Source organism: Halorubrum salinum, assembly GCF_024494575.1.
GTDB lineage: Archaea > Halobacteriota > Halobacteria > Halobacteriales > Haloferacaceae > Halorubrum > Halorubrum salinum.
Genome location: NZ_JANHDO010000004.1, coordinates 226,065 through 246,536 on the forward strand (window position 1 = coordinate 226,065; position 20,472 = coordinate 246,536).

General features: G+C 69.1%; 28 protein-coding genes and 1 tRNA gene. 15 read left to right on the plus strand and 14 right to left on the minus strand.

Features of this window, described 5'->3' with window-relative positions; genetic code table 11:
- Positions 1-123 precede the first annotated feature (123 nt).
- From NO930_RS11910 to NO930_RS11920, 3 genes are read right to left on the minus strand one after another with little or no spacing between them, the layout of a single operon-like run.
- Positions 124-483, minus strand: a complete 360-nt coding sequence (locus tag NO930_RS11910; protein ID WP_256403639.1) for a (2Fe-2S) ferredoxin domain-containing protein — start codon at positions 481-483, stop codon at positions 124-126.
- Positions 480-1,277 carry a CbtA family protein gene (locus NO930_RS11915; RefSeq protein WP_256403640.1) on the minus strand — a complete coding sequence of 266 codons (798 nt, stop codon included), beginning with the start codon at positions 1,275-1,277 and terminating at the stop codon, positions 480-482. Before NO930_RS11915 ends, NO930_RS11910 begins: the two co-directional genes overlap by 4 nt.
- A gap of 1 nt (position 1,278) precedes the next feature.
- Positions 1,279-1,461 (minus strand): CbtB domain-containing protein, encoded by a 183-nt coding sequence (locus tag NO930_RS11920; RefSeq protein ID WP_256403641.1) that lies wholly within the window; start codon positions 1,459-1,461, stop codon positions 1,279-1,281.
- Between the two features lie 186 nt (positions 1,462-1,647).
- Here NO930_RS11920 and NO930_RS11925 point away from each other — a divergent pair, with 186 nt between their 5' ends.
- Positions 1,648-2,493 carry an RlmE family RNA methyltransferase gene (locus NO930_RS11925; protein WP_256403642.1) on the plus strand — a complete coding sequence of 282 codons (846 nt, stop codon included), beginning with the start codon at positions 1,648-1,650 and terminating at the stop codon, positions 2,491-2,493.
- Between the two features lie 5 nt (positions 2,494-2,498).
- A complete protein-coding gene (locus tag NO930_RS11930; protein WP_137784432.1) occupies positions 2,499-2,753 on the plus strand; it encodes a hypothetical protein in 255 nt (84 codons plus the stop codon).
- A gap of 3 nt (positions 2,754-2,756) precedes the next feature.
- Here the strand turns inward: NO930_RS11930 and NO930_RS11935 are convergent, their stop codons facing one another.
- Positions 2,757-3,365 (minus strand): dihydrofolate reductase, encoded by a 609-nt coding sequence (locus tag NO930_RS11935; protein WP_256403643.1) that lies wholly within the window; start codon positions 3,363-3,365, stop codon positions 2,757-2,759.
- A 93-nt stretch (positions 3,366-3,458) separates the two neighbouring features.
- Positions 3,459-4,541 (minus strand): ornithine cyclodeaminase family protein, encoded by a 1,083-nt coding sequence (locus NO930_RS11940; RefSeq protein ID WP_256403644.1) that lies wholly within the window; start codon positions 4,539-4,541, stop codon positions 3,459-3,461.
- Positions 4,542-4,664: 123 nt separating this feature from the next.
- Here NO930_RS11940 and ubaA point away from each other — a divergent pair, with 123 nt between their 5' ends.
- Positions 4,665-5,477 (plus strand): SAMP-activating enzyme E1, encoded by an 813-nt coding sequence (gene ubaA / locus NO930_RS11945; RefSeq protein ID WP_256403645.1) that lies wholly within the window; start codon positions 4,665-4,667, stop codon positions 5,475-5,477.
- Positions 5,478-5,524: 47 nt separating this feature from the next.
- On the opposite strand, the gene NO930_RS11950 is transcribed toward ubaA, so the two are convergent.
- Positions 5,525-5,896, minus strand: a complete 372-nt coding sequence (locus tag NO930_RS11950; protein WP_256403646.1) for a DUF7577 domain-containing protein — start codon at positions 5,894-5,896, stop codon at positions 5,525-5,527.
- Positions 5,897-6,031: 135 nt separating this feature from the next.
- Here NO930_RS11950 and NO930_RS11955 point away from each other — a divergent pair, with 135 nt between their 5' ends.
- The 5 genes from NO930_RS11955 to thsB all read left to right on the plus strand — a co-directional run bounded on the left by NO930_RS11955 (position 6,032) and on the right by thsB (position 9,048).
- A complete protein-coding gene (locus NO930_RS11955) occupies positions 6,032-6,412 on the plus strand; it encodes a Rid family detoxifying hydrolase (RefSeq protein ID WP_137783986.1) in 381 nt (126 codons plus the stop codon).
- Positions 6,413-6,664 (plus strand): DUF7981 family protein, encoded by a 252-nt coding sequence (locus NO930_RS11960; RefSeq protein ID WP_137783987.1) that lies wholly within the window; start codon positions 6,413-6,415, stop codon positions 6,662-6,664.
- Between the two features lie 27 nt (positions 6,665-6,691).
- Positions 6,692-6,773 (plus strand) — tRNA-Ser (locus NO930_RS11965).
- A 135-nt stretch (positions 6,774-6,908) separates the two neighbouring features.
- Positions 6,909-7,076, plus strand: a complete 168-nt coding sequence (locus NO930_RS11970; RefSeq protein ID WP_199242254.1) for a hypothetical protein — start codon at positions 6,909-6,911, stop codon at positions 7,074-7,076.
- A gap of 325 nt (positions 7,077-7,401) precedes the next feature.
- Complete coding sequence (gene thsB / locus NO930_RS11975; RefSeq protein WP_256403676.1) at positions 7,402-9,048, plus strand: thermosome subunit beta; 1,647 nt, start codon at positions 7,402-7,404, stop codon at positions 9,046-9,048.
- A gap of 122 nt (positions 9,049-9,170) precedes the next feature.
- Here thsB and NO930_RS11980 read toward each other — a convergent pair whose 3' ends face one another.
- Positions 9,171-9,569, minus strand: a complete 399-nt coding sequence (locus tag NO930_RS11980; RefSeq protein ID WP_256403647.1) for a DUF6276 family protein — start codon at positions 9,567-9,569, stop codon at positions 9,171-9,173.
- Between the two features lie 111 nt (positions 9,570-9,680).
- On the opposite strand from NO930_RS11980, the gene NO930_RS11985 reads away from it, so the two are divergent.
- The 5 genes from NO930_RS11985 (at position 9,681) to NO930_RS12005 (ending at position 14,263) form a co-directional block, all read left to right on the plus strand.
- On the plus strand, positions 9,681-10,733 hold the full coding sequence (locus NO930_RS11985; protein ID WP_137784082.1) for an NAD(P)-dependent glycerol-1-phosphate dehydrogenase: 1,053 nt from the start codon (positions 9,681-9,683) through the stop codon (positions 10,731-10,733).
- Positions 10,734-10,838: 105 nt separating this feature from the next.
- The gene (locus NO930_RS11990; RefSeq protein ID WP_137784083.1) at positions 10,839-11,474 is read left to right on the plus strand and encodes a DUF420 domain-containing protein; all 636 of its coding nucleotides are present in this window, start codon (positions 10,839-10,841) and stop codon (positions 11,472-11,474) included.
- 79 nt (positions 11,475-11,553) lie between these two features.
- A complete protein-coding gene (locus NO930_RS11995) occupies positions 11,554-12,906 on the plus strand; it encodes a M28 family peptidase (RefSeq protein WP_256403648.1) in 1,353 nt (450 codons plus the stop codon).
- A gap of 53 nt (positions 12,907-12,959) precedes the next feature.
- Entirely contained in the window at positions 12,960-13,805 is an 846-nt protein-coding gene (locus NO930_RS12000) for an NAD(+)/NADH kinase (protein WP_256403649.1), read from the plus strand.
- 14 nt (positions 13,806-13,819) lie between these two features.
- Entirely contained in the window at positions 13,820-14,263 is a 444-nt protein-coding gene (locus NO930_RS12005) for a DUF7313 family protein (protein ID WP_256403650.1), read from the plus strand.
- A 499-nt stretch (positions 14,264-14,762) separates the two neighbouring features.
- Here the strand turns inward: NO930_RS12005 and NO930_RS12010 are convergent, their stop codons facing one another.
- The 7 genes from NO930_RS12010 to NO930_RS12040 all read right to left on the minus strand — a co-directional run bounded on the left by NO930_RS12010 (position 14,763) and on the right by NO930_RS12040 (position 19,128).
- Positions 14,763-15,047, minus strand: a complete 285-nt coding sequence (locus NO930_RS12010; RefSeq protein ID WP_137783353.1) for a DUF7314 family protein — start codon at positions 15,045-15,047, stop codon at positions 14,763-14,765.
- 4 nt (positions 15,048-15,051) lie between these two features.
- Positions 15,052-15,489 (minus strand): DUF7315 family membrane protein, encoded by a 438-nt coding sequence (locus tag NO930_RS12015; RefSeq protein ID WP_256403651.1) that lies wholly within the window; start codon positions 15,487-15,489, stop codon positions 15,052-15,054.
- Positions 15,490-15,525: 36 nt separating this feature from the next.
- Complete coding sequence (locus tag NO930_RS12020; RefSeq protein ID WP_137783351.1) at positions 15,526-16,314, minus strand: cytochrome b family protein; 789 nt, start codon at positions 16,312-16,314, stop codon at positions 15,526-15,528.
- A gap of 4 nt (positions 16,315-16,318) precedes the next feature.
- Positions 16,319-17,128 (minus strand): cytochrome b, encoded by an 810-nt coding sequence (locus NO930_RS12025; protein WP_137783350.1) that lies wholly within the window; start codon positions 17,126-17,128, stop codon positions 16,319-16,321.
- Between the two features lie 7 nt (positions 17,129-17,135).
- Positions 17,136-17,525, minus strand: a complete 390-nt coding sequence (locus NO930_RS12030) for a DUF7318 family protein (protein ID WP_137783349.1) — start codon at positions 17,523-17,525, stop codon at positions 17,136-17,138.
- Positions 17,522-18,172 (minus strand): halocyanin domain-containing protein, encoded by a 651-nt coding sequence (locus tag NO930_RS12035; protein WP_256403652.1) that lies wholly within the window; start codon positions 18,170-18,172, stop codon positions 17,522-17,524. The genes NO930_RS12030 and NO930_RS12035 overlap by 4 nt, the downstream gene beginning before the upstream one ends.
- 95 nt (positions 18,173-18,267) lie before the next feature.
- Positions 18,268-19,128, minus strand: a complete 861-nt coding sequence (locus NO930_RS12040) for a DUF7319 domain-containing protein (protein WP_256403653.1) — start codon at positions 19,126-19,128, stop codon at positions 18,268-18,270.
- Between the two features lie 157 nt (positions 19,129-19,285).
- On the opposite strand from NO930_RS12040, the gene NO930_RS12045 reads away from it, so the two are divergent.
- Both NO930_RS12045 and NO930_RS12050 read left to right on the plus strand, forming a co-directional pair.
- Positions 19,286-19,768: a DUF7321 family protein gene (locus tag NO930_RS12045; RefSeq protein ID WP_137784193.1), complete on the plus strand. Its 483-nt coding sequence runs from the start codon at positions 19,286-19,288 to the stop codon at positions 19,766-19,768.
- 83 nt (positions 19,769-19,851) lie between these two features.
- Positions 19,852-20,472, plus strand: a complete 621-nt coding sequence (locus NO930_RS12050) for an HAD family hydrolase (RefSeq protein ID WP_256403654.1) — start codon at positions 19,852-19,854, stop codon at positions 20,470-20,472.

The window sequence follows — 20,472 nt, forward strand, 5'->3', positions numbered from 1 at the left end:
TTTGGGTTGTTCTAAGAAAAGTTATATTGAATTACGGCGCACAGACCGGTCGGTACGCGTCCGCGGGGACGGCGGAACTCGGGCCGTGTCGCGCCGACGATCCGCGTCGGAGACGGGAGCCGGTCAGTCGGCGTCGGCCGAGGACGCAGACGGTCCGCGGCCGAGGTCCGTCGCGTCGGGGCCGAACACGTCCGCCATGAGCTCGTAGACGTCCGCGGGCGTCACCTCGGTGAACCACCGCCCGCGCGGGTGGACCGCGACCGCGGCCCCGTCGGCGCTACACAGTCCGAGACAGCCGGTCTCGGCGACGTACACGCGCGACCAGAACACGTCGCGGTCGCGGAGCCACGACCGAACCGCGTCGGCGACCGCGTCGGCGTCGCCCTCCGCACAGGCGGCGTACTCCGAGTCGCGGGCGTTCGTACAGACCAGCACGTGGTCGGTGAAGCCGGCGTCGCGAACCGCCGCGCTCTCCTCGTTCACGGGCTCCCCGCGGTCGCGTCGTCCGCGAATCCGGGGTCGGTCAGTCCCGCGTCCGCGCCGCCGGGGTCGTGGAACCGCGCGTGCGCCCCGGCAAGCACCAGCCACGTGAGCGCCTGCCCGAACACGACGAGCCCGGCCAGTCCGTTCGCGAGCGCCGTCGACATCCCGGCCGGCGTCGCGACTGTCGGCACGCCGGCGAGGGCGACCGCGCCGGCGACGAGAAGCGCCCACGGGAGGACCCCGACGGCGACGGCCGCCGCCCGGCCGCGGGCGTCGCGGAGCCGGTCGTAGGCGAACATGCCGGCGACGGACGCGACCGCGCCCGCCGCGACGGCCCCGCAGTAGAGCAGGGTCGCCGCGTTCGGGTCGAGCGCCCGCGTCACGCCGGGCGGCGCGGGCGGGAAGACGAGCCACGGCGCGACGGAGGCCGTGAGAAAGCCCGCACCGCCGAAGACGTAGCTCCGGACCGCGCCGGAGCCGGGGACGATCGGTTCGAGCAGGTAGAAGGCGATGCCGAACCCCGCGACGCCGAGGAACACGCCCCAGAGCACGCCGGAGAGCACGCTCACCCCGTTCGACACGACCGCCGGGAGCCCGCCGCCGTGGTCGTGGCCGCCTGCGTCGGCGCTGCCGTGATCGTGGCCGTCCGCGGTCGCGCCCGCGTCGTGTTCGACCTGTGCGCGCTCCTCCGCGAACGCCACGAGCGGGTTCGCAACGAGCGCCACGAGGAGCCCGAACGCGACGCCGGCGACGACGCCGGCCTTGACGCCGTTCACCACGTAGGCGGCGATCATCTCAGTGACAGACGACGCCCGCCGCGTGCCGGAAGTTGTGCATCGCCTCGTGGGCCGTCGGCTCCTGAAGCATCACGAGCGTGAAGCCGAGCGCCGCCACCGCGAGGAGGGCGGAGAGCACCTGCGTGGGGGTGAGGGTCGTTCGCGCGAGCGCCAGCCGATCGTGAACCGTGTTCGCCGTCATTGACAATCTGATTTGTACGAGAGAAAGCCCACTTGTAAATCTTTCCGAGTCACGCGGGGTCGGCGAGTCGCTCGCCGATCGCCCGTTCGACGTATCTTTCCGGTTCCGCGACGTGTGCTCCCGTATGAACGCGAATTCGCCGGCGATCCGGACTCGGACCGCGGCACGGAGCGGGGTGCGGTGCCGATGAGCGGCAAAGACGACTACTACAACCGATCCAAACAGCAGGGGTACCGGAGCCGGGCCTCCTACAAGCTGAAACAGCTCGACGAGGAAACGGACCTCTTCGAGCGCGGCGACACCGTCGTCGACCTCGGGGCCGCGCCGGGCGGCTGGCTGCAGGTCGCGGCCGAGGAGGTCGGGGAGTCGGGTACCGTCGTCGGCGTCGACCTCCAGCGCATCGACGGGTTCGACGAGCACGACGTGGAGACGATCCGCGGCGACATGACCGAAGAGCGCACCCGCCACTACCTGCGCGAGGCGGTCGGGGAGGGCGGCGCGGACGTCGTGGTCTCCGACATGGCACCGAACATGACCGGCGAGTACGGGCTCGACCACGCCCGATCGGTCCACCTCGCGCGACAGGCGTTCGACGTGGCGGAGGAGCTGCTCGCGCCGGGCGGCGACTTCGTGGTCAAGGTGTTCCAGGGCGACGACCTCGACGCGTTCCGCGAGGAGGTGCGCGCGGAGTTCCAGTACCTCAGGACCGTCTCGCCGCCCGCCTCGCGTGACTCCTCCTCTGAGGTGTACCTCGTCGCCAAGGGGCTGAACACGGCCCCCGTCGCGGCCGGCGACAGGCTGGAAGTGACCGTCGAGGAACTCGGCGAGGAGGGCGACGGGATCGCCTACGTCGAGGGGTACTCGCTCTTCGTCCCCGACGCCGCCGTCGGCGAGACGCTGACCGTCGAGGTCGTCGACGCCAAACCGCGGTTCGGGTTCACGGAGCGCGCGGGCGGGACGGCAGCGGGGGAAAGCGACGCGGACGACGAGACGAAAGGCCACGCGGCCGACGAGACGCAAAGCGGAGCGTAGCGACCATGAGACGCGACGTCGACATCTTCGGATCGCTGTCGGTCGTCGGTCTGTTGAGCCTCTGTTGTCTCGGCGTCGGCGGCATCGCCGGCGCGGCGGCGATCGCGGGCGGCGGCGCGTCGACGACCGCGATCGCGACCGGGGCGAGCACCGTCCGCGGCGCGGCGATCACGGGAGTCGTCACGTTCGGGACCGTCTTCGTCCTCGGACTCGTCGCTCGGTGGTGGCTGCGTCACACCGCGGACGCCGACGCGGAGTGACGGTCAGGGCTCGCCGTCGCGGCGGACCCACTCGCGGAGCGTGAACCGGTCGTAGTCGGTCTCTGCGACCACCGCCCACTCGTCGTCGTCCCACGCGGGGTACGCCGTGTCCCCCTCGTACGCGCCGTCGACGTGGCTCAGGAACATCCGGTCGAGGTGGGGCTGGAACAGGTCGTAGATCGCGCCGCCGCCGAGCACGTAGACGAACTCCGCGGGGTCGGCTCCGCCGGGATCCAGTGACGGCTCCGGCGGCGCGTCGGGGTCGGCTGCGACCGGGTCGGCCTCGGCCGCGACCGGGTCGGCTTCGATAGACGATCCGCGACCCCGACCCACGGCGATGTCGCGAGCCAGTTCGACCGCTTCCTCGACGCCGCTCGCGACGACCGCGGTCGGGACGTCGACCGAGTCGACGCTGCGGCTCACGACGATCTGGCGGCTGCCGGGGAGGTCGTCGCGCATCGAATCGAACGTGCGGCGGCCGAGGATGACGGGAGCGTCGGCGACGCGCTCGCGGTACTGCCGCACGTCCGCCTCGATGTGCGGCCACGGGACCTCGCCCTCGCGACCGATCACCCGGTTCTCTGCAAGCGCCGCGACACTGGCGAGTTGCACGAGGGCGCGTACGGGACCGACGGTGAAAAGTCCGCGCGTGGCCCGGCGGTCTGCGACGATCGGCGGCGGGGCAGTCGGCGACGGCTATCCCCCTCAGCCGTCGAGACCGAGCAGGTCGAACGGATACCCGTTGTCGTTGTCGTCGGCCTGCGCGTAGACGACGCGGGCGGCCGCCACGTCCTGGATCGCGAGGCCGGTCGAGTCGAAGACGGTGACGCCCGTGAGGCCGTCGTCCGCAGAAGTCTCGTCCCCGTCGTCGCCCCGGCGTTCGCCGTCGGCCCCGACCCGCCCGGCGAGCCGCCCCACGACGATCGCGCCGAGTTCGCCGTAGATGTCGTCGTCGGTGAGGGTGCCGGCGGCGTAGGGGACGTTGATCTCGCCGGAGTGGGTGCACTGCTCGCGGTCGTCGATGACGATCGCGGCGTCGGCGAGCAGCTCGTCGGCGAGTTCGTGTTTGCCGGCGGCGTCCGCGCCCATCGCGTTGACGTGGGTGTGTGCGCCCACGTCGTCGGGATCGACGATCGGATCTTCGACGGGGGTCACCGTCGACAGCACGTCGCAGTGGCCGGCCTCCGCGACCGAGCCGCCCCGCACGTCGAACCGGTCGCCGAAGGCGTCGACGAAGGCCGCGACGCGCTCCTCGTCGAGGTCGCTCACGACGACCTCCTCGATGTCCCGCACCTCCGCTATCGCCTCCAGTTGGGTGTACGACTGGACGCCCGCGCCGACGATCCCGAGCGAGGTCGCGTCGGGGACCGCGAGGTGGTCGGTGGCGACCGCCGCGGCCGCGCCCGTGCGCTTCATCGTGAGCGTCGTGCCGTCGAGGATCGCGAGCGGGAACCCCGTCTCGGGGTCCGAGTAGATCATCGTCCCCATCACGGTCGGGAGGTCGCGGTCGGCGGGGTTGCTCGGGTGCGCGTTCACCCACTTGACCCCCGCGGCGTCCCACCCGCCGCCGTCGGCCGTCGACTCCGCGGTGTCCGCCTCGCGCACGTCGAGGTACGCGGGCATCGAGCGGAAGTCGCCGTCGTACTCCGGCAGATCGACGTACGACTTCGCCGGCATGATCGCGTCGCCGCGCTCGTAGGCTGCGAACGCGCCGCGGACCGCCTCGATCACCCGGTCCGTCCGGGCGTTCTCGTCGACGTCGTCGGCGTTGAGAAGCAGCGTCTGCATGTCGCAAGCTTTGCCGGTCCGGTATTTATACTCTTGCGAATCGGCGGGAGGGAGCGAGGAGGGCATCCGCGCCCGCGGTCGGTCGGGAACACGGTTATACCGGCTCACGCTCCACGGTACCACATGGACCTCTCGCTCGACGCGACGCAGCTCGACCGCTACTCCAGACACATCATCATGGACGAGGTCGGCCCGGAGGGACAGAAGCGGCTCCTCGACGGGCGCGCGCTCGTGCTGGGTGCGGGCGGGCTCGGCGCGCCGGTCATCCAGTACCTCGCGGCCGCGGGGGTCGGCACGCTCGGGATCGTCGACGACGACGTCGTCGAGCGCTCGAACCTCCAGCGACAGGTGATTCACGGCGAAAGCGACATCGGCGAGCCCAAAGTCGAGTCGGCCGCCAGATACGTCGACCGGCTCAACCCCGACGTCGACGTGGAAGCGCGCGAGACGCGGCTCGACGAGACGAACGCCCGCGAGCTGATCGGGGAGTACGACGTCGTCGTCGACTGCGCGGACAACTTCCGCACGCGGTACGTCGTCAACGACGCCGCCCGGATCGAGGGGGTGCCCGTGGCTCACGGCGCGATCTACAAGTTCGAGGGACAGGCGACGACGCTCGTCCCGGACGGCCCCTGCTACCGGTGTCTGTTCCCGGAGCCGCCGGAGCCGGGGACGGTTCCCGACTGCGCGGCGACCGGCGTGCTCGGCGTCTTACCCGGAACTCTCGGCTGTGTCCAGGCGACGGAGGCGGTCAAGCTCCTCCTCGCCGCCGGCGAGCCGCTGGCCGGCCGGCTCCTGTTTTACGACGCGATGGAGATGTCCTTCGAGACGGTGTCGTATCAGCGGAACCCCGACTGTCCGGTGTGCGGCGAGGACGGCATCGAGACCATAGAGGGGATCGACTACGCCGGCGGCTGTCGGATCGAGGCCGACTGAGGCGACCGCCGCGTGCCGGGTGCTCGGCCGCGGCGACCGGACAGAGGTCACATCGACCGCTCGGTCATCGTCGGCCCGGCGGTCGCGTCCGACCCCTCGCCGGCGAAGCCGGAGCGGACGCACCAGCGGCAGTAGCTGAACGTCGGTCGGTTCTCCGCGCCGCAGTGCCGACACGCCACGGTCTCACCGTCGACGTCGAGCGGCGGCGGCTCGCCTTCCGCACCCTCCGCGGGAGGAACTCCGGCGCGAGACGCCGACCCGGTCGCCGCTCCGCCGTCGTCGGCCGACTCCGGCGGCGTGCCGCCGAGGACCGCGTCCGACCCGGGTTCGCGCCGGAGCAGGAACCACGCGGACGCGAGGGTGAGCGCGACCGTCCCGGCGAACACCGCGGCGATAGGCAGGAGGAACTCCCCTGTCATGTGACGTATGTTAGCAGGCCAGAAGTAAATGTGCGTCGGTGAGCCATACCACAGCGATCCGCGCCGATGAGCCTAGGGGCGTAGGCGGCGGTAGTCCCGGGTACTCTTTGTGGCTCCCGCCGAACCGGCGGACGCATGAAAGAGATCGTTCACACCGACGACGCTCCCGAGGCGGTCGGCGCGTACAGTCAAGCGACGACGACCGGCGAACTGGCGTTCACGGCCGGGCAGATCCCGCTCACGCCGGACGGCGAACTGCTCGACGACGCACCGATCGCCACGCAGACCGAACAGGCGCTCGACAACCTCCTCGCCGTGTTGGCGGAGGCGGGCGCGTCGCCCGAGGACGTGCTCAAGACGACCGTCTTCCTCGCCGACATCGACGACTTCGACGCGATGAACGAGACGTACGCGACGTACTTCGAGGCGTCGCCCCCGGCCCGGTCGGCGGTACAGGCGGGCGCGCTCCCCAAGGGCGTCGGCGTCGAGATCGAAGCGGTCGCCCTCGTCGAGTAGATGAAGAGCCGCGACGGAGCGGAGACCGGCGGGGCCGCGACCGTCAGCGCTCGCGCGAAATCGGCCGCGCTGTGGGGGCTCGTCGGCGGGTTCTCCTTCCTCGCGCTCGCGCAAGGGTATCGGCTCGTGGCCGGGGGCGACCTCCCCGTCTCGGTCGCCGGACTGGCCGCCATCGCGGCGGGGATCGCCGTCGCGTCCGGCGGGATCGCGTACGCGACCGAACACCGACTCCACGCGAAAAGAAGGACTTAACAGTCCCACCGAATTACCTCGACACGGGCCAGGATGGCCGAGTGGTAAGGCGCACGCCTGGAAAGCGTGTTCCCATCCGGGATCGGGGGTTCAAATCCCTCTCCTGGCGTTCTGTCGACGCCGACTACGAGCGAGGAGCGACAGCGACGGCGTTCTGCCCTTCTAAGCGAAAGACGGACCCCACGGACAGATCGGGTTCCCGACACAAGACTCATATGTGTGGGTAGTGTTGACACGGGTGACGATGCCAGACACGAAAGCAGGCCGCGAGCGGAAGGGGAAGAACAAGCGCCGGCAGTTGGAGAGCCGGCTCAACCGACGTGAACTCGACGCCGACGACGAACCGCCGGAGCCGGTCGTCGACGCGGCCGACGCCGAGTACCTCGCGGCCGACGACGAACGAGCCCGGTGAGCTCGCGGCCGAACACGTTCCTTTTCGATTCACTTTCTGTGACGACCGCCGCGCGGTGAGCGTCACGCTTCGCGTCCGCGTGCGAGCGCCGGGGAAGCCCGGCCCAGAAGAGTCCGTCACGAGGAGCGATATATAAACCGTGGAGTGTACGGGGTCTGTGTGGCTCTCGGTGTCGTGCTAACTATTCTCATATAGAGTGCGAGAAACCGACCGAGTCCGGCGGTTTTGCCTGCAACGAACGTCGGGAGTTCGGAGTCTGCGGAACACCGATCAACGACACATTTATATAGAATCACAAACAATCAGACGCTGTATGAGCCAGCGAATGCAGCAGGGTCAGCCGATGATCATCATGGGCGACGACGCCCAGCGCGTCAAGGACAAGGACGCACAGGAGTACAACATCTCCGCGGCGCGCGGCGTCGCCGAGTCCGTACGCTCGACGCTCGGGCCGAAAGGGATGGACAAGATGCTCGTCGACTCGATGGGCGACGTCACCATCACGAACGACGGCGTCACCATCCTGCAGACGATGGACATCGACAACCCGACCGCCGAGATGATCGTCGAGGTCGCCGAAACGCAGGAGGACGAGGCCGGCGACGGCACGACGAGCGCGGTCGCCATCGCGGGCGAGCTTCTCAAGAACGCCGAGGACCTCCTCGAACAGGACATCCACCCGACGGCGGTCATCAAGGGCTTCAACCTCGCGAGCGAGTACGCCCGCGAGCAGGTCGACGAGATCGCCACGCCGGTCGACGCCGACGACACGGCGACGCTCAAGAACGTCGCCGAGACGTCGATGACGGGCAAGGGCGCGGAGCTCGACAAGGAAGTGCTCGCCGACCTCGTCGTCCGCGCGATCCAGGGCGTCACCGTCGAGGCCGACGACGGCTCGCACGTCGTCGACCTCGCCAACCTCAACATCGAGACGCGGACCGGCCGCGCCGCCGGTGAGTCCCGCCTGCTCACCGGAGCGGTCGTCGACAAGGACCCGGTCCACGAGGACATGCCGACCGACTTCGAGGACGCGAACGTCCTCCTCCTCAACGACCCGATCGAGGTCGAGGAGGCCGACGTGGACACGTCCGTCAACGTCGACTCGCCGGACCAGCTCCAGAAGTTCCTCGATCAGGAGGAGGAACAGCTCCGCGAGAAGGTCGACCGGATCGTCGAGAGCGGCGCGGACGTCGTCTTCTGTCAGAAGGGGATCGACGACCTCGCCCAGCACTACCTCGCGAAGGAGGGAATCCTGGCGGTCCGCCGGACGAAGAAGTCCGACCTGTCCTTCCTGAAGAACGTGCTCGACGCGCCCATCGTCACGGACCTCGACTCGCTGTCCGCCGATGACCTCGCCGTCGGCTCGGTCGAACGCGACACCGAAGAAGAGCTGTTCTACGTCGAGGGCGAGGACGCCCACGGCGTCACGCTGCTTCTGTACGGCACCACGGAGCACGTCGTCGACGAGCTCGAACGCGGCATCAACGACGCGATCGACGTGGTCGCGACGACCGTCTCCGACGGGCGCACGCTCCCCGGCGGCGGTGCCATCGAGGTCGAACTCGCCGGACGGCTGCGCGACTACGCCGACTCCGTCGAGGGCCGCGAGCAGCTCGCCGTCGAGGCGTTCGCCGACTCGCTCGAACTGATCCCCCGCGTGCTCGCCGAGAACGCCGGGCTCGACGCGATCGACCTGCTGGTCGACCTACGCGCGGCCCACGAGGGCGGCGACGCGCACGCCGGCTTGAACGTCTTCTCCGGCGAGGTCGAGGACACGGCCGAGGCCGGCGTCGTCGAGACGGCCCACGCCAAAGAGCAGGCGATCGCCTCCGCCGCCGAGGCCGCGAACCTCGTCTTGAAAATCGACGACATCATCTCGGCGGGCGACCTCTCGACCGCCGGCGACGACGACGAGGGCGGCGCGCCCGCCGGCGGCATGGGCGGCATGGGCGGCATGGGCGGCGCTATGTAAGCGAGGTTCCGTCAAGAACCTCGCTTTCGACGGCGAATCGCGATCCGAACACGCACGCTCCATCCCCCTTTTCAACGCGCGCTAAGCGTTCGACAGCCGCCGCGCTCGTCGACGGGAGACGGTCACAGCAGGTCGAGGAGCGCCGCGCGGCGGCGGTCGAGGTCGAATGCGGCGTCCGCGGCGTCGAGCCGGCCGAGGAACGCGAAGACGTCCGCACCCCCGCGCTCGGCGTGTTCGATCAGCGTCTCGACCGACTCGCGTTCGAGCGCGAGCGACTCCAGATGGCCGCAGACGAGCGCGAGCGCGACGCCGGCCTCGCCGCTCGGGAAGGCCGAATCGACCGGGGCGAAGTCGGCCGACTCGGCCGCGGCCACGTCGCGGGCGGAGACGTCGGCCTCGGCGGCCGGCGTCGTCCGCAGACAACGCGTGCAGATCGCCGTCTCCGCCGCCGGCGCGTGCTCGCGGAGGTCGGGTGGAACCGCGAACGCGACGACCGCGGCGTCACAGTGTGGGCAGGTCACGGTCGGCGGTAGGGCGGGGACGTTCATAAGCGGCCCGCGGACCCACGGGCGACGCCGACGTGGCCGGGGCGAATCCGCATCTTCTAGACGCTCCGGTCGCATTCGTGGCCTATGTTCGAGAAGACCACGTGGATCAAGCTCCCGCGGAACGTGCTCGTGGGCCACGGCGTCCTCGACGACCTCGGGAAGGCGGTCGGCGACCTGTATCTCACGGGCCGCCCGCTGATAGTGACGAGCCCCACGCCGAACGACATCGCCGGCGATCGGGTGCGCGCCCAGTTCGACGACCCCGCGACGGCCGTGGTCAGGGACGCCTCCTTCGACGCGGTGGAGGACCTCACCGCGACGGCGGAGGCGGTCGACCCCGGCTACCTGATCGCCTTGGGAGGCGGCAAGCCCATCGACATCGCGAAGATGGCCGCCGACCACCTCGACGTGGGGTTCGTCTCCGTTCCCACCGTCGCGTCTCACGACGGGATCGTCTCCGGGCGCTCCTCCATACCCGAGGGCGACACGCGCCACTCGGTCGCCGCCGACCCGCCGCTCGCCGTCGTCGCGGACACGACGCTTCTCGCAGAGGCCCCGTGGCGGCTCACCACCGCGGGCTGTGCGGACATCATCTCGAACTACACCGCGGTGAAGGACTGGCGGCTCGCGCGCCGCCTGCGAAACGTCGAGTACAGCGAGTACGCGGGGGCGCTCTCCGAGATGACCGCGGAGCTGCTCGTCGAGAACGCCGACATGATCCGGCCGGGGCTAGAGGAGTCCTCGTGGGTGGTCGTGAAGGCGCTCGTCTCCTCCGGCGTCGCGATGTCGATCGCGGGGTCGTCGCGGCCCGCCTCCGGCGCGGAACACCTCATCTCACACCAGCTCGACCGGATAGCTCCCGACAAGGCGCTCCACGGTCACCAGGTCGGCGTCGCCTCGATACTCACCGAGTACCTCCACAGCGGCGAGGACGGCCAGTGGGCGGCGATCCGCGACGCGCTCGGCGAACTCGACGCGCCGACGACGGCCGCCGAACTCGGGGTCGAGGACGCGGAGCTGATCGCCGCGTTGACCAGCGCACACGAGATCCGCGATCGCTACACGATCCTCCAAGGCGGGATCAACGAGGAGGCGGCGATCGAGGTCGCGTCCGCAACGGGCGTCATCGACGGGTGAGACTCGCCGCGGACGGGACCCGCGAGAGGCGTTTTCGACCGGCGGCGACGGGTCGACACCGACCGGCCTCGAAAGCGAGTTAACCGTCCCGCGCCAATCGCGTGTATGTCCACCGCGACCCTCCGCGATCGGGCCAAAGACCGGGCGGGCGCGATCACCCTGCTTCTCACCGTCGTCGGCTACGGCGCGGTCGGTGGAGCGTTTCTCGTTCCGGAGTTTCAGGCGCTGTTCCCGACGCTGACCAAGGGAACTGTCGATCTCCTCGCGCACGCCATCGCCGCGGTCAACACGGTCACCATCGTCACCCTCTCGCTCGGCTGGTACTGGATTCGCAACGACGAGGTGAAGAAACACGCCGCGGCGATGACGACGTCGTTCGTGCTCATTCTGCTGTTCCTCGGGATGTACCTCCCGAAAGTCGCCGGCGGCGGAACGAAGTACTTCGTCGGTCCCGATCCGGCGTACTACGCGTACCTGATCATGCTCGCGGTTCACATCCTGCTCTCTATCGTCTCCGTACCCGTCGTCCTCTACGCGCTCGTGCTCGGACTCACGCACACCGAGCGCGAGCTTCGCAACCAGACGCCGCACCGACGCGTCGGCCGGATCGCCGCGAGCGCGTGGCTGCTCTCTCTCGTCCTCGGCGTCGTCACGTACCTCCTGTTGAACCACGTGTACGACTCGACGTTCGAGGCGGCCTCGGCCGCCTCAGTGCTCCTCCCGGCTCTCCCGGGGCTGTAGCCGGGTGCGGCGCACGCCGACCGCCCCGACCACCGCACGCCACCGAAACCCTTGAGCGCTCGCCGACGCATCCACACGCATGACCGACTGGATCGGCGACACGTTCACCAGCGACGTCGGCTGGAGCCACCTCGAATCCCTCGTCGACGTCGGGAACCGAATGGCCGGCTCTGACGGCGAGCGAGAGGCGCTCGAACGCACGCGCGACGCGCTCGCCGACGTCGGCGCGCGCGACGCTCGCATCGAGCCGTTCGACGTGCAGGGCTGGACGCGCGGCGACAGCGCGATCCGACGCGTCGCGGGCGGTGACGCCCCCGACGGCGACGAGGCCGCTACCGTCGCGAGCGGCGCGAACCAGTGTGTCGCGCTCCCGCGGAGCCCAAGCGCCGAGGCGTCCGGCGAGTTCGTCGACCTCGGACACGGGACACCGGAGGACTTCGAGACCGCGGGCGACCTCGACGGGGCGGTGGTGATGGTCTCCTCGGACACGCCCGACTCGCTCGACCGGTTCGTCCACCGGCGCGAGAAGTACTACCACGCCGTCGAGGCCGGCGCGGCCGCGTTCGTCTTCGCGAACCACGTCGAGGGGACGCTCCCGCCGACCGGAAGCGTCGGGACCGCCGACGAGCCGATCGGCGCGATCCCCGCGGTCGGGGTGAGCAAGGAGACGGGCGCTCGTCTCGCGCGCCGACGCGAGGGCGACGACCTCGCCGTCGCCGTCGACTGTGCGGCCGCCGAGGCGGAGAGCGGCACCGTCGTCGCCGAGGTCGGCCCCGCGACCGACGAGTACCTGATCGTCTCCGCGCACGTCGACGCCCACGACATCGCCGAGGGCGCGATGGACAACGGCGCTGGGACGGCGACTGTCGTGGAGGTCGCCCGCGCGCTGGCCGCCCGAGAGGACGACCTCGACACCCGGGTCCGCTTCTGTGCGTTCGGCGCGGAGGAGGTCGGGCTGGTCGGGTCCTCGCGGTTCGCTGCCGACGTCGACGCCGACCGAGTCAAAGCCGTCGTCAACGTCGACAGCAACGTGTTCGGCCGTACGCTGCGGTTCGATCACCACGGGTTCGACGCGCTCGAAGCGGCCGCAGAGCGCGTGGGTGACCGCTTCGATCACCCGGTCTCGCTCGGCGCGGAACTCGTTCCGCACAGCGACCACTGGCCGTTCGTCGCGCGCGGGATCCCCGGATACATGGTGTCCGGCGAGACCGCGGACCGCGGCCGCGGCTGGGGACACACCGGCGCGGACACGCTCGACAAACTCGAATCGCGGAACCTCCGCGAACAGGCGATCGTGGTGACCGAACTCGTGACCGAACTCGCCGACGGAGCCGTGACCACGGAGCGACGCGATCCGGAGGCGATCGCGGCGGCGCTGGAATCGGAGGGGAAAGCGACCGGGATGAAGGTCACTGGCGACTGGCCGTTCTGACCCGCCGACCGCGAACCGGGAGGTTTTCACGCGCCCCGGTCACACCCCCGAGCATGGACGCGTCGGAACGCCGCGTCACGGTCGTCGGCCCCGACGACCGGACGGCGGAGATTCGGAGGGCGATCGACGACGTCGCCGGCCGCGTCGGGGACGCTTCCCCGACCACGACAGCTACCGAGGCGCCGAGCGACGCGGCGGACGCCGCCGTCGTCGTCACCGTCGGCCGCGCGGCGCTCCGGGACACCGTCGCCGCCGCGCCGACCGGGACGGTGATTCCGGTCGGCCGCGATCGGTTCGCGCTCGACGTCGGCCGCCTGAAGGACGTTCTCAGCCGTGGGTTCGCCGCCGCCCCCGCCACGGCCGATCCGGCGGCTCCCGACTCGAACGACGCGGTCGACGCTGCGCTCGCGCCGGTCGACGGCGTCCGTCGCGCGACACACCCCGTCCTCGCGGTGGACGGCACGTCTGCGTCGCCGCGAGCCGTGTTCGACGTCGCGTTCGTCACCGATTCGCCCGCGCGGATCTCCGAGTTCGCGATCGAGTTCGCGTACGGAACGCCCGCGACGTTCCGCGCGGACGGCGTCGTGGTCGCGACGCCGTTGGGAAGCGCCGGATACGCGAACGCCGCCGGCGCACCGGTCGTGGAACCCGGCGGCGGACTCGCGGTGACGCCGATCGCACCGTTCAGGACGCAGACTGACTCGTGGATCGCCGCGTCGGAGCTGACCGTGACGGTGAAACGCGAGGAGGAGCCGGTCGCGTTGGTCGTCGACGGCGCGAAACGCGAGCTCGTCGAGCCGAACCGACCGACCGCGATCGAGGCGGTCGATCGGGTCGACCTCGTGGTGGCGATACCGGGCTCCGAGCGCGACGATCGGAAACACTCTAATAACTCGTAACCGGATGTGTCGGTATGGACCCACTGCAGTTCCTCGTTCCCCTCGGCTGGCTGTCCGCCGTCGGACCGGTGCTGCCGTACGCGATCTTCACCATGGCCGTTGCGAACCTCGTGACGCGCCACCTCGCGCACAGGCGACACGTCGACCAGGGAACGGACGGCGACAGCGTCGAGCCGTACACGCCGCACGTGTTCACGAACGTCGGGCTCCTCCTGTTGGGCGTCCTGTTCGCCATCGACTCGCCGATCAGCGGCGTCATCATCTCCGTGATCGTCATCACGATGTTGATCGCCGACCTGTTCGAACTGGAGGCACGCAACGTCGAAGCCCGTAACGACATGACGATCGAGGCGCCCAAAAGCGCGATCGCCGCCTCGGTCCTGCTCATGGTGTTCGCCTCCTACTACGCGCTGTTCTTCCTCGTCGAGGGGATCTGGAACCAGTTCATCGTCGCGTAGGCGGTTTCAGTCCTCTCCGACGCGCGTCGTTCTCCGGCGGCCGACCGCCGCGGCTGTCGGCTGCCCGACTGCAGTGACACGAACCGCCGTCCCGCCGTCCCGTTTTCGCGGACACGCTCCGCGCTTTTTCTCACACCACCGGCTGGCCGCGGGCTCCGACAGACGGGACACCTCCCCGAGCGCGTGCACCAAACCGTCCTCCGCGTTCGCGGCGTCCGGTCTCCCGTCAAGACGGTGATCGCCACCACCTTGCTCCGACGTCGCCCGGAGACGGCGACCGGTGTCTACGCGTGGTTGCCGCCGAACGACCGGAGATAGTCGCGACTGCGCTGTGCACGTCGCGCTCGGTAGCCGCAGTTTACGCTCGACGTCTTCGGGGTGTCACATAAACGACATCACGCGACGAGACACGGACACGCTCACGACTGAGAGCGCGCGCAGCCACTGGCGTCTGCGAAAATCAAAAAACAGCCGTCCGCTCGGGACGCGGGAACGAAACTCAGTTCGCGGCTTCGGCGTCGCCGTCGTCGTTCAGGGACTTTCGAAGCTCGCGGCTCGCGGGGATGAGCACCCAGAACACGATCGGACCCACGAACATGAGCCAGAAGGCGACGTCTCCCGCGAGGAGGCCGATCTGCCCGTAGGCGGTGTTGACGCCCTCTGCCGGGTTGACAAGTTGGACGATCTCGTAGTACGACGGTGTCCGGTACCAGCCGCCGAAGGTGAACCAGGCGAGCGCCCCGATCGCGAACAGGGCGAACCCTTTGATGAACTCGTCTGCCATTACCTCATGATTCGTCGGAGCCGTCTTGAGACTTTCCCATCCCGCGTCCGCGGAAGCGCGTCCCCAAGACGTACACCGCCGTTCCGGCGACGATGAACCCGATTCCGGCGAGCGCGAGCGCCGCGACGAGCACGTCGTCCGGTGGACGAACGCCGACGCTGTCGAGCACGTAGATGATCACGTTCCGGACGACGCTTAACTGCAGCGTCGCCGCGTCGATGAGCGTGAATCCGACGATGTACGCGAGCGCCGCCGCAAGGGTCGAGAACACCGTGACGGCCTTATAAAGCCGAAATGGAACGACGACCTCGCGGCCGGCGGGTCCCTCTCGGGGGCCGGTCGGTTCGTTCCGCGGGTCGTCTCGGTCGTCCGCAGCGACGGGATCGCCCGTCTCGTCGAACGCCTGCGGATCGTCATCGGCGGCCGATGGAGATGAGGACATGAAACGGTGGTGAGGCCGGCGGGAAGTGGGGTGTCGCTACTTCGGCGGCCGCAGCATGTAGTATCGCCGATTCAGGTCGTACATGTACCCTTCACGCATCGTCTTCAACACCGCGTAGGTGATGATGCCGCCGAGCGCCGGCAGCAGGAACGTGAGCGTGAAAAGCAGGTCGAGCCCGATGGGGAAGAAGTTCTGGATCGCGAGGGCGGCGAGCGTGAACGAGAGGACGACGCCCGTGACGCCGACGGCGCTCCAGAACGGCTGCTCGACGGGCCGCCGCGCGCTCCCCTTGTTGAGGAAGGGAACGAGGGTGATGGCCGCGAAGATGATACCGTGCGCGATGATCCCGAGGAACTCGTTACCGAGGAGAATGTTCCCGCCGAGCACTTCGAGGCCGGGGTTTATCGGGTTGAGCTTCAGCAGGCCGAACGACCAGTAGAGGTACCAGTCGGGAAGGATGACCGAGGGCGTCGAGCCGGGGTTCGCCGGCGACCCGAAGTGGACCGGCAACACGGCCGCGACGAGCACGATGATCCCGATGAAGAAGCTCGTGATAGCGAGGTTCCGGAGCGTCTCGTGTGGCCACGCCGGGAAGCCGAGCACGTCGCGCTCGACGTACGTCGACTCGGCGCGGAGGTCCTCGTCCTCGCGGCGCGAGCGCTCGAAGTACTGGTAGGTGAGCTGTGCGAGCCCCTGCGAGCGCTCCTTGCGCTCGGACCAGGTCGGCGTCTCGTCGTCCGGCGGAACCGTCGCCGGCGGACCGCCGTCGGTGCGCGCTTCGCCGTCGGTGCCTCCGTCAGTCATGGGAGTGTGATCGTCGGTCATTGGATTAGTGCGGCTCCGCGATGCCCTGCACCCAGACGATGCCGACGTGGAGCGCGATGAGACCGGTCACCACGAACGGCAACACGAAGACGTGCAGGATGTACATTCTCACGAGCGTCGCTTGGCCGAGCGTGAACCCACCGAAGACGAGCTGTGCGGCCCACTCGCCAATGATAGGCGTCGCGAGAGCCATCTCGACGCCGATCTGTGCCGCCCAGAAGGACAGCTGCTTCCACGGGAGGACGTACCCGGAGAACCCGAAGAACAGCGTCAGCGCGATGAGGACGACGCCGAGCACCCAGTTGACCTCACGCGGCTCCTTGTACGACCCGGTGAAGTACACGCGGAGCATGTGCAGGAATACCGCCGCCGTCATGAACTGGGCGGCCCACTTGTGGATCGACCGGAGCATGAAGCCGAACTGGACGTCGGTCATGATCAGTACGAGCGAGTCGTACGCGGCGGTCGGGTCGCCCTGCGCGGCTGCGCCCGCGGTTGACGGGGAGTAGTAGAATCCCAACAGCGCGCCGGTGATCGCCGCGACGAGGTACGCGATGATCGACAGCGATCCCAGCGAGTAGAGCGGGTACCAGTACCAGAACTTGTTGTCCAGATCGTACTGTTCGGTGTGGCTCTTCGGCATCTGGAGGTTCGCGCGGTAGTACATCGTCTCCAGCAGCTCGAGGTAGTCGACGATGCGAAGCCGCTTGTCAAGCCAGATGAGCGTGGTCAGGAATACGGTCTCGACGGCCGTCAGATCCTGCTTTTTGAGCCACGCGTTGTGGTCCATCTCGTCTTGTTTTTTGAGACTCATTGGGGGATCACTTCTTGTAGTAGGGGTACACGGCGCGTTTGAGCGTCTCGACCGCGCTTCCGGTGTCCATCGTCACGCCGTCTTTTTCCTCTTCGCGGACGTACAGATCCTCCCACTTGCGGCGGCGCTTCTTCACGATCATCACGTCGGGGAGGAACTCCTTGCGGTACAACATGAGGACGAACGCGAGGTCGAGGAAGATCATCGCCAGCAGCGCGCCGACGAACATGTTGCCGAACTCCGTCGAAGCCCACGCGGACATGAGCCCGTAGACGAAAAGCGAGACCAACACGACCTCGATGATCGTCAGTAAGACGATCGCGATCGCGGCGGCGGTGCTCTCTCTGGCGGGCTCGTATCGGTGGATGTCGCCGTACGAAGATTCACCGGAACTCATCTCGCACCTCCGTGTCCGGTGTGTGCGGACTCACCGTACTTCAGCTGGTAGAACGTGAAGACGAACGTGAGCCCGACGCCGAGGATCGCTGCGAGGCCGACCCAGTGCGGGTGGAGCACGACGCCGACGTGCGCGATGTCTTCGGGCCATCCGTTCGACCCGCCTCCGCCGGTCTCGACGGTCGGGACGTCCTCACCGACGGCGATACCGGCGTGCATGCCGACGGCCGTGTGCGGAACGCAGTGGTAGTGGGTGATCCCGGCGTCCTCTTCGGTCACCTCGTACTCGTAGGTGTAGCCCTCCTCGCCGACCGGGTCGCCGCTGTCGAGGCTCGCCGGACCGCCGCCCTCGACGGTCTGGACGTTGTGTGCGCCCCCGCTGCCCGTCCACTCCCACGTGATCGTCGTGCCCGTGTCGACCCACAGTTGGGTGGGGTCGAACGCGAGGCCGCTGTCGCCAGCGCCGACTTGGACGGTCACTTCGCTCTGGCCGCGGGCGTCGAGGTACGACCCGAGGTTTCCACTCGTGACCCCGCTCGGCCACTCCGGTTGCACTTCCTGTGCGGCGGCCGATCCGGTCGCCCCGGCCCCGGCCGCGACCGCGGCGGTCGCACCGCCGGCCGTCCGCACGAATTCCCGCCTTTTCATACAGGTTCACTCAGGACGGGGTGCGCTTAAACCCACCGACTGAACCCGTAGACGCGGAGGGGTTTACAAGCCCTGTAACACTCGATATCGCCGGTTCACTCCTCCAGTTCGTCCTCGATCACGCCCCCCTCGTCGACCGGCACGAAGTCGGGGCGTTCCTTCGCCTCGCGGAGCGCCCGCAGACGGTTGCGATACTCCTCGGATCGGAAGCGGTCGGAGAGCCGCGCGTTCGCCACGATCACGAACAGGAACGCGCCGACGACGAGGAACAAGATTCCCATCGCCGGGGCGACGATCGTGGAGAGGTCGGTCGCGACGGTGGCGACGAGCAGCGCCGCGCCGGCGAGGACCTGCACGGTTGCGATCACCTGTATCAACAGGTTCCCGAACTCGCCTGTCCCCTCCGGAACGCTGTCGGGGTGCGGAAGCGACCAGTCGCCCGGCGGCTCCGGTACCTCGTACGACTCCATCGCGGCGAGCGCGACGATCGGCTCGACGTCTCTGAGGACCGTCCCCTGCCCTATCACCTCGCCGGTCGGACGGATGATCGCGTACCCCTCGTCGGAGTAGACGAGGAGGCGCTCGCCGTCGTCGGCGCGAACGCGTTCTAAGACCCCGAACACGTCTCGTCGAGCGATTCGGGACTTCAGCTCGTCTGCGGCCCGGTCGAGGAGCCGGTCACCCGTGATCCACGTGTCGGGATCGAAGGCGGCGTCCCACTCCTCGGCGCTCATCCGCGCCATGTCCGACGGCCCGAAGTCGTCGAAGTCGTACTCGGACTCGACCCGATCGCGGAGCTCGTCGAGCTCGTCTGACTCGTCGGCGTCACCGGCGGACTCGTCGGGGACCCGGTCGCGCTCCGATCGAGCGTCGCCCTCCGGCCGGGGGCCTCGGTCCGGCTGCGCCTCCGGATCCGACCGAGACGCGGCGTCCGATCCCGTCGAGGTGTCCTCCATCGTCCCGGGGTACGGGCTCCGGACGCTAACTGTTTTCGTCCGCGGCCGAGCGGCCGGGCGTCGACCGCAGTCGGACGCGCTCGCGCGACCGGCGGCCGTCGGGAAGCTCGCCGGCCGATCGAGGAGTTTTACGCGCCGGAGTCCGTACCGACCCACGATGGTAGACTCGTCGGTCGTCGCGGCGGGCGCGGGGCTGTCCGTGACGGCCAGTCTCCCGTTTCTCCTCTACGGGGCGTGGATCATGATCGACGCCGAGACCGTGACGTGGAACGTGCTCACACACCACCTGCGGTACATCGGCGTCGGGCTCGCGTTGACCACGGTTCCGGTCGTCGGATGGATGATCCCCCGGCTCTTCCAGCGGCTGACCGGGCTCGCCGTGATCCACGCGTTCTTCGGGCTCCAGGCGTACGCGCTGCTCGCGTTCGCGCTCACCGGGATCGTCCGCATCCTGCAGGCGAAGCGGAACGCCGACGCCTACGAGAACCCCGACGTGGACATCGACGAGATCCACGAGGACATGGGCCACTGGCGGTCTCGGCTCCGCGTCGGCGTCGCCGGGTTCATGCTGCTCTGGCTCTGCGCGTGGGTCACCGGCCTCTACCGGTTCTACGCGATCCACGTCGCCCCGACGATGTGACCGATTCGCGTCGGCCCGGGGGCGGGTGAGCCGAGCGCGGCGACCGACAGCTTCAATCCCGGTTTGCCCCTATACCGTCCATCGTGGCAGTCACCTTCGATCTGTTCGGGACGCTCGTCGAGGTCGCGTACCCGTCCGACCCGGCAGAGGTCGTCGCGCGCGAGCTGGAGTCGCGCGGCGTGGACGTGCCCGACGACTGGCACGTCGCGTACGGCGAGCGACACGTGGACGCACCGGCCGGTGCCGAGGTCCCCCTCCCGGCGCACGTCGCACACGCACTCGAATCTCGGGGCGTCGACGCCGGCGGGAACGTCGTCCGACACGCCGTGGTCGCGGCGTTCGACCCGGACGTGACCCGGCGCGACGGGGCCCGGTCCGCCGTTCGCGACGTGAGCGAACAGGGACCGGTCGGCCTGCTCTCGAACTGCGCCGTCCCCGAACTGGTTCCGAAGACGCTGATCCGCGCCGGGCTCCGCGGCGAGTTCGACGCGGTCACGACGAGCGTCGGCTGCGGCTGGCGGAAGCCCCACCCGAAGGCGTTCGAGGCCGCGGCCGACGCGCTCGGAGTCGCCCCCGAGACCCTGGTCCACGTCGGCGACGACCCCGAGACCGACGGCGGCGTCGCCGACGTCGGCGGCCGGTTCGTCGACGTGACGGAGACGCCGCTGTCGGCGGTCGCGGGCGAACTCGAAGCACAGCAGTGA

Bases quoted from the DNA above. Each gene is read 5' to 3' on its own strand.
- NO930_RS11915 (WP_256403640.1), bottom strand. From the start codon at position 1,277: ATGATCGCCGCCTACGTGGTGAACGGCGTCAAGGCCGGCGTCGTCGCC.
- NO930_RS11920 (WP_256403641.1), bottom strand. From the start codon at position 1,461: ATGACGGCGAACACGGTTCACGATCGGCTGGCGCTCGCGCGAACGACC.
- NO930_RS11925 (WP_256403642.1), top strand. From the start codon at position 1,648: ATGAGCGGCAAAGACGACTACTACAACCGATCCAAACAGCAGGGGTAC.
- NO930_RS11930 (WP_137784432.1), top strand. From the start codon at position 2,499: ATGAGACGCGACGTCGACATCTTCGGATCGCTGTCGGTCGTCGGTCTG.
- NO930_RS11940 (WP_256403644.1), bottom strand. From the start codon at position 4,541: ATGCAGACGCTGCTTCTCAACGCCGACGACGTCGACGAGAACGCCCGG.
- ubaA (WP_256403645.1), top strand. From the start codon at position 4,665: ATGGACCTCTCGCTCGACGCGACGCAGCTCGACCGCTACTCCAGACAC.
- NO930_RS11950 (WP_256403646.1), bottom strand. From the start codon at position 5,896: ATGACAGGGGAGTTCCTCCTGCCTATCGCCGCGGTGTTCGCCGGGACG.
- NO930_RS11955 (WP_137783986.1), top strand. From the start codon at position 6,032: ATGAAAGAGATCGTTCACACCGACGACGCTCCCGAGGCGGTCGGCGCG.
- NO930_RS11960 (WP_137783987.1), top strand. From the start codon at position 6,413: ATGAAGAGCCGCGACGGAGCGGAGACCGGCGGGGCCGCGACCGTCAGC.
- NO930_RS11970 (WP_199242254.1), top strand. From the start codon at position 6,909: ATGCCAGACACGAAAGCAGGCCGCGAGCGGAAGGGGAAGAACAAGCGC.
- thsB (WP_256403676.1), top strand. From the start codon at position 7,402: ATGCAGCAGGGTCAGCCGATGATCATCATGGGCGACGACGCCCAGCGC.
- NO930_RS11985 (WP_137784082.1), top strand. From the start codon at position 9,681: ATGTTCGAGAAGACCACGTGGATCAAGCTCCCGCGGAACGTGCTCGTG.
- NO930_RS11990 (WP_137784083.1), top strand. From the start codon at position 10,839: ATGTCCACCGCGACCCTCCGCGATCGGGCCAAAGACCGGGCGGGCGCG.
- NO930_RS11995 (WP_256403648.1), top strand. From the start codon at position 11,554: ATGACCGACTGGATCGGCGACACGTTCACCAGCGACGTCGGCTGGAGC.
- NO930_RS12000 (WP_256403649.1), top strand. From the start codon at position 12,960: ATGGACGCGTCGGAACGCCGCGTCACGGTCGTCGGCCCCGACGACCGG.
- NO930_RS12005 (WP_256403650.1), top strand. From the start codon at position 13,820: ATGGACCCACTGCAGTTCCTCGTTCCCCTCGGCTGGCTGTCCGCCGTC.
- NO930_RS12010 (WP_137783353.1), bottom strand. From the start codon at position 15,047: ATGGCAGACGAGTTCATCAAAGGGTTCGCCCTGTTCGCGATCGGGGCG.
- NO930_RS12015 (WP_256403651.1), bottom strand. From the start codon at position 15,489: ATGTCCTCATCTCCATCGGCCGCCGATGACGATCCGCAGGCGTTCGAC.
- NO930_RS12020 (WP_137783351.1), bottom strand. From the start codon at position 16,314: ATGACCGACGATCACACTCCCATGACTGACGGAGGCACCGACGGCGAA.
- NO930_RS12025 (WP_137783350.1), bottom strand. From the start codon at position 17,128: ATGAGTCTCAAAAAACAAGACGAGATGGACCACAACGCGTGGCTCAAA.
- NO930_RS12030 (WP_137783349.1), bottom strand. From the start codon at position 17,525: ATGAGTTCCGGTGAATCTTCGTACGGCGACATCCACCGATACGAGCCC.
- NO930_RS12035 (WP_256403652.1), bottom strand. From the start codon at position 18,172: ATGAAAAGGCGGGAATTCGTGCGGACGGCCGGCGGTGCGACCGCCGCG.
- NO930_RS12040 (WP_256403653.1), bottom strand. From the start codon at position 19,128: ATGGAGGACACCTCGACGGGATCGGACGCCGCGTCTCGGTCGGATCCG.
- NO930_RS12045 (WP_137784193.1), top strand. From the start codon at position 19,286: ATGGTAGACTCGTCGGTCGTCGCGGCGGGCGCGGGGCTGTCCGTGACG.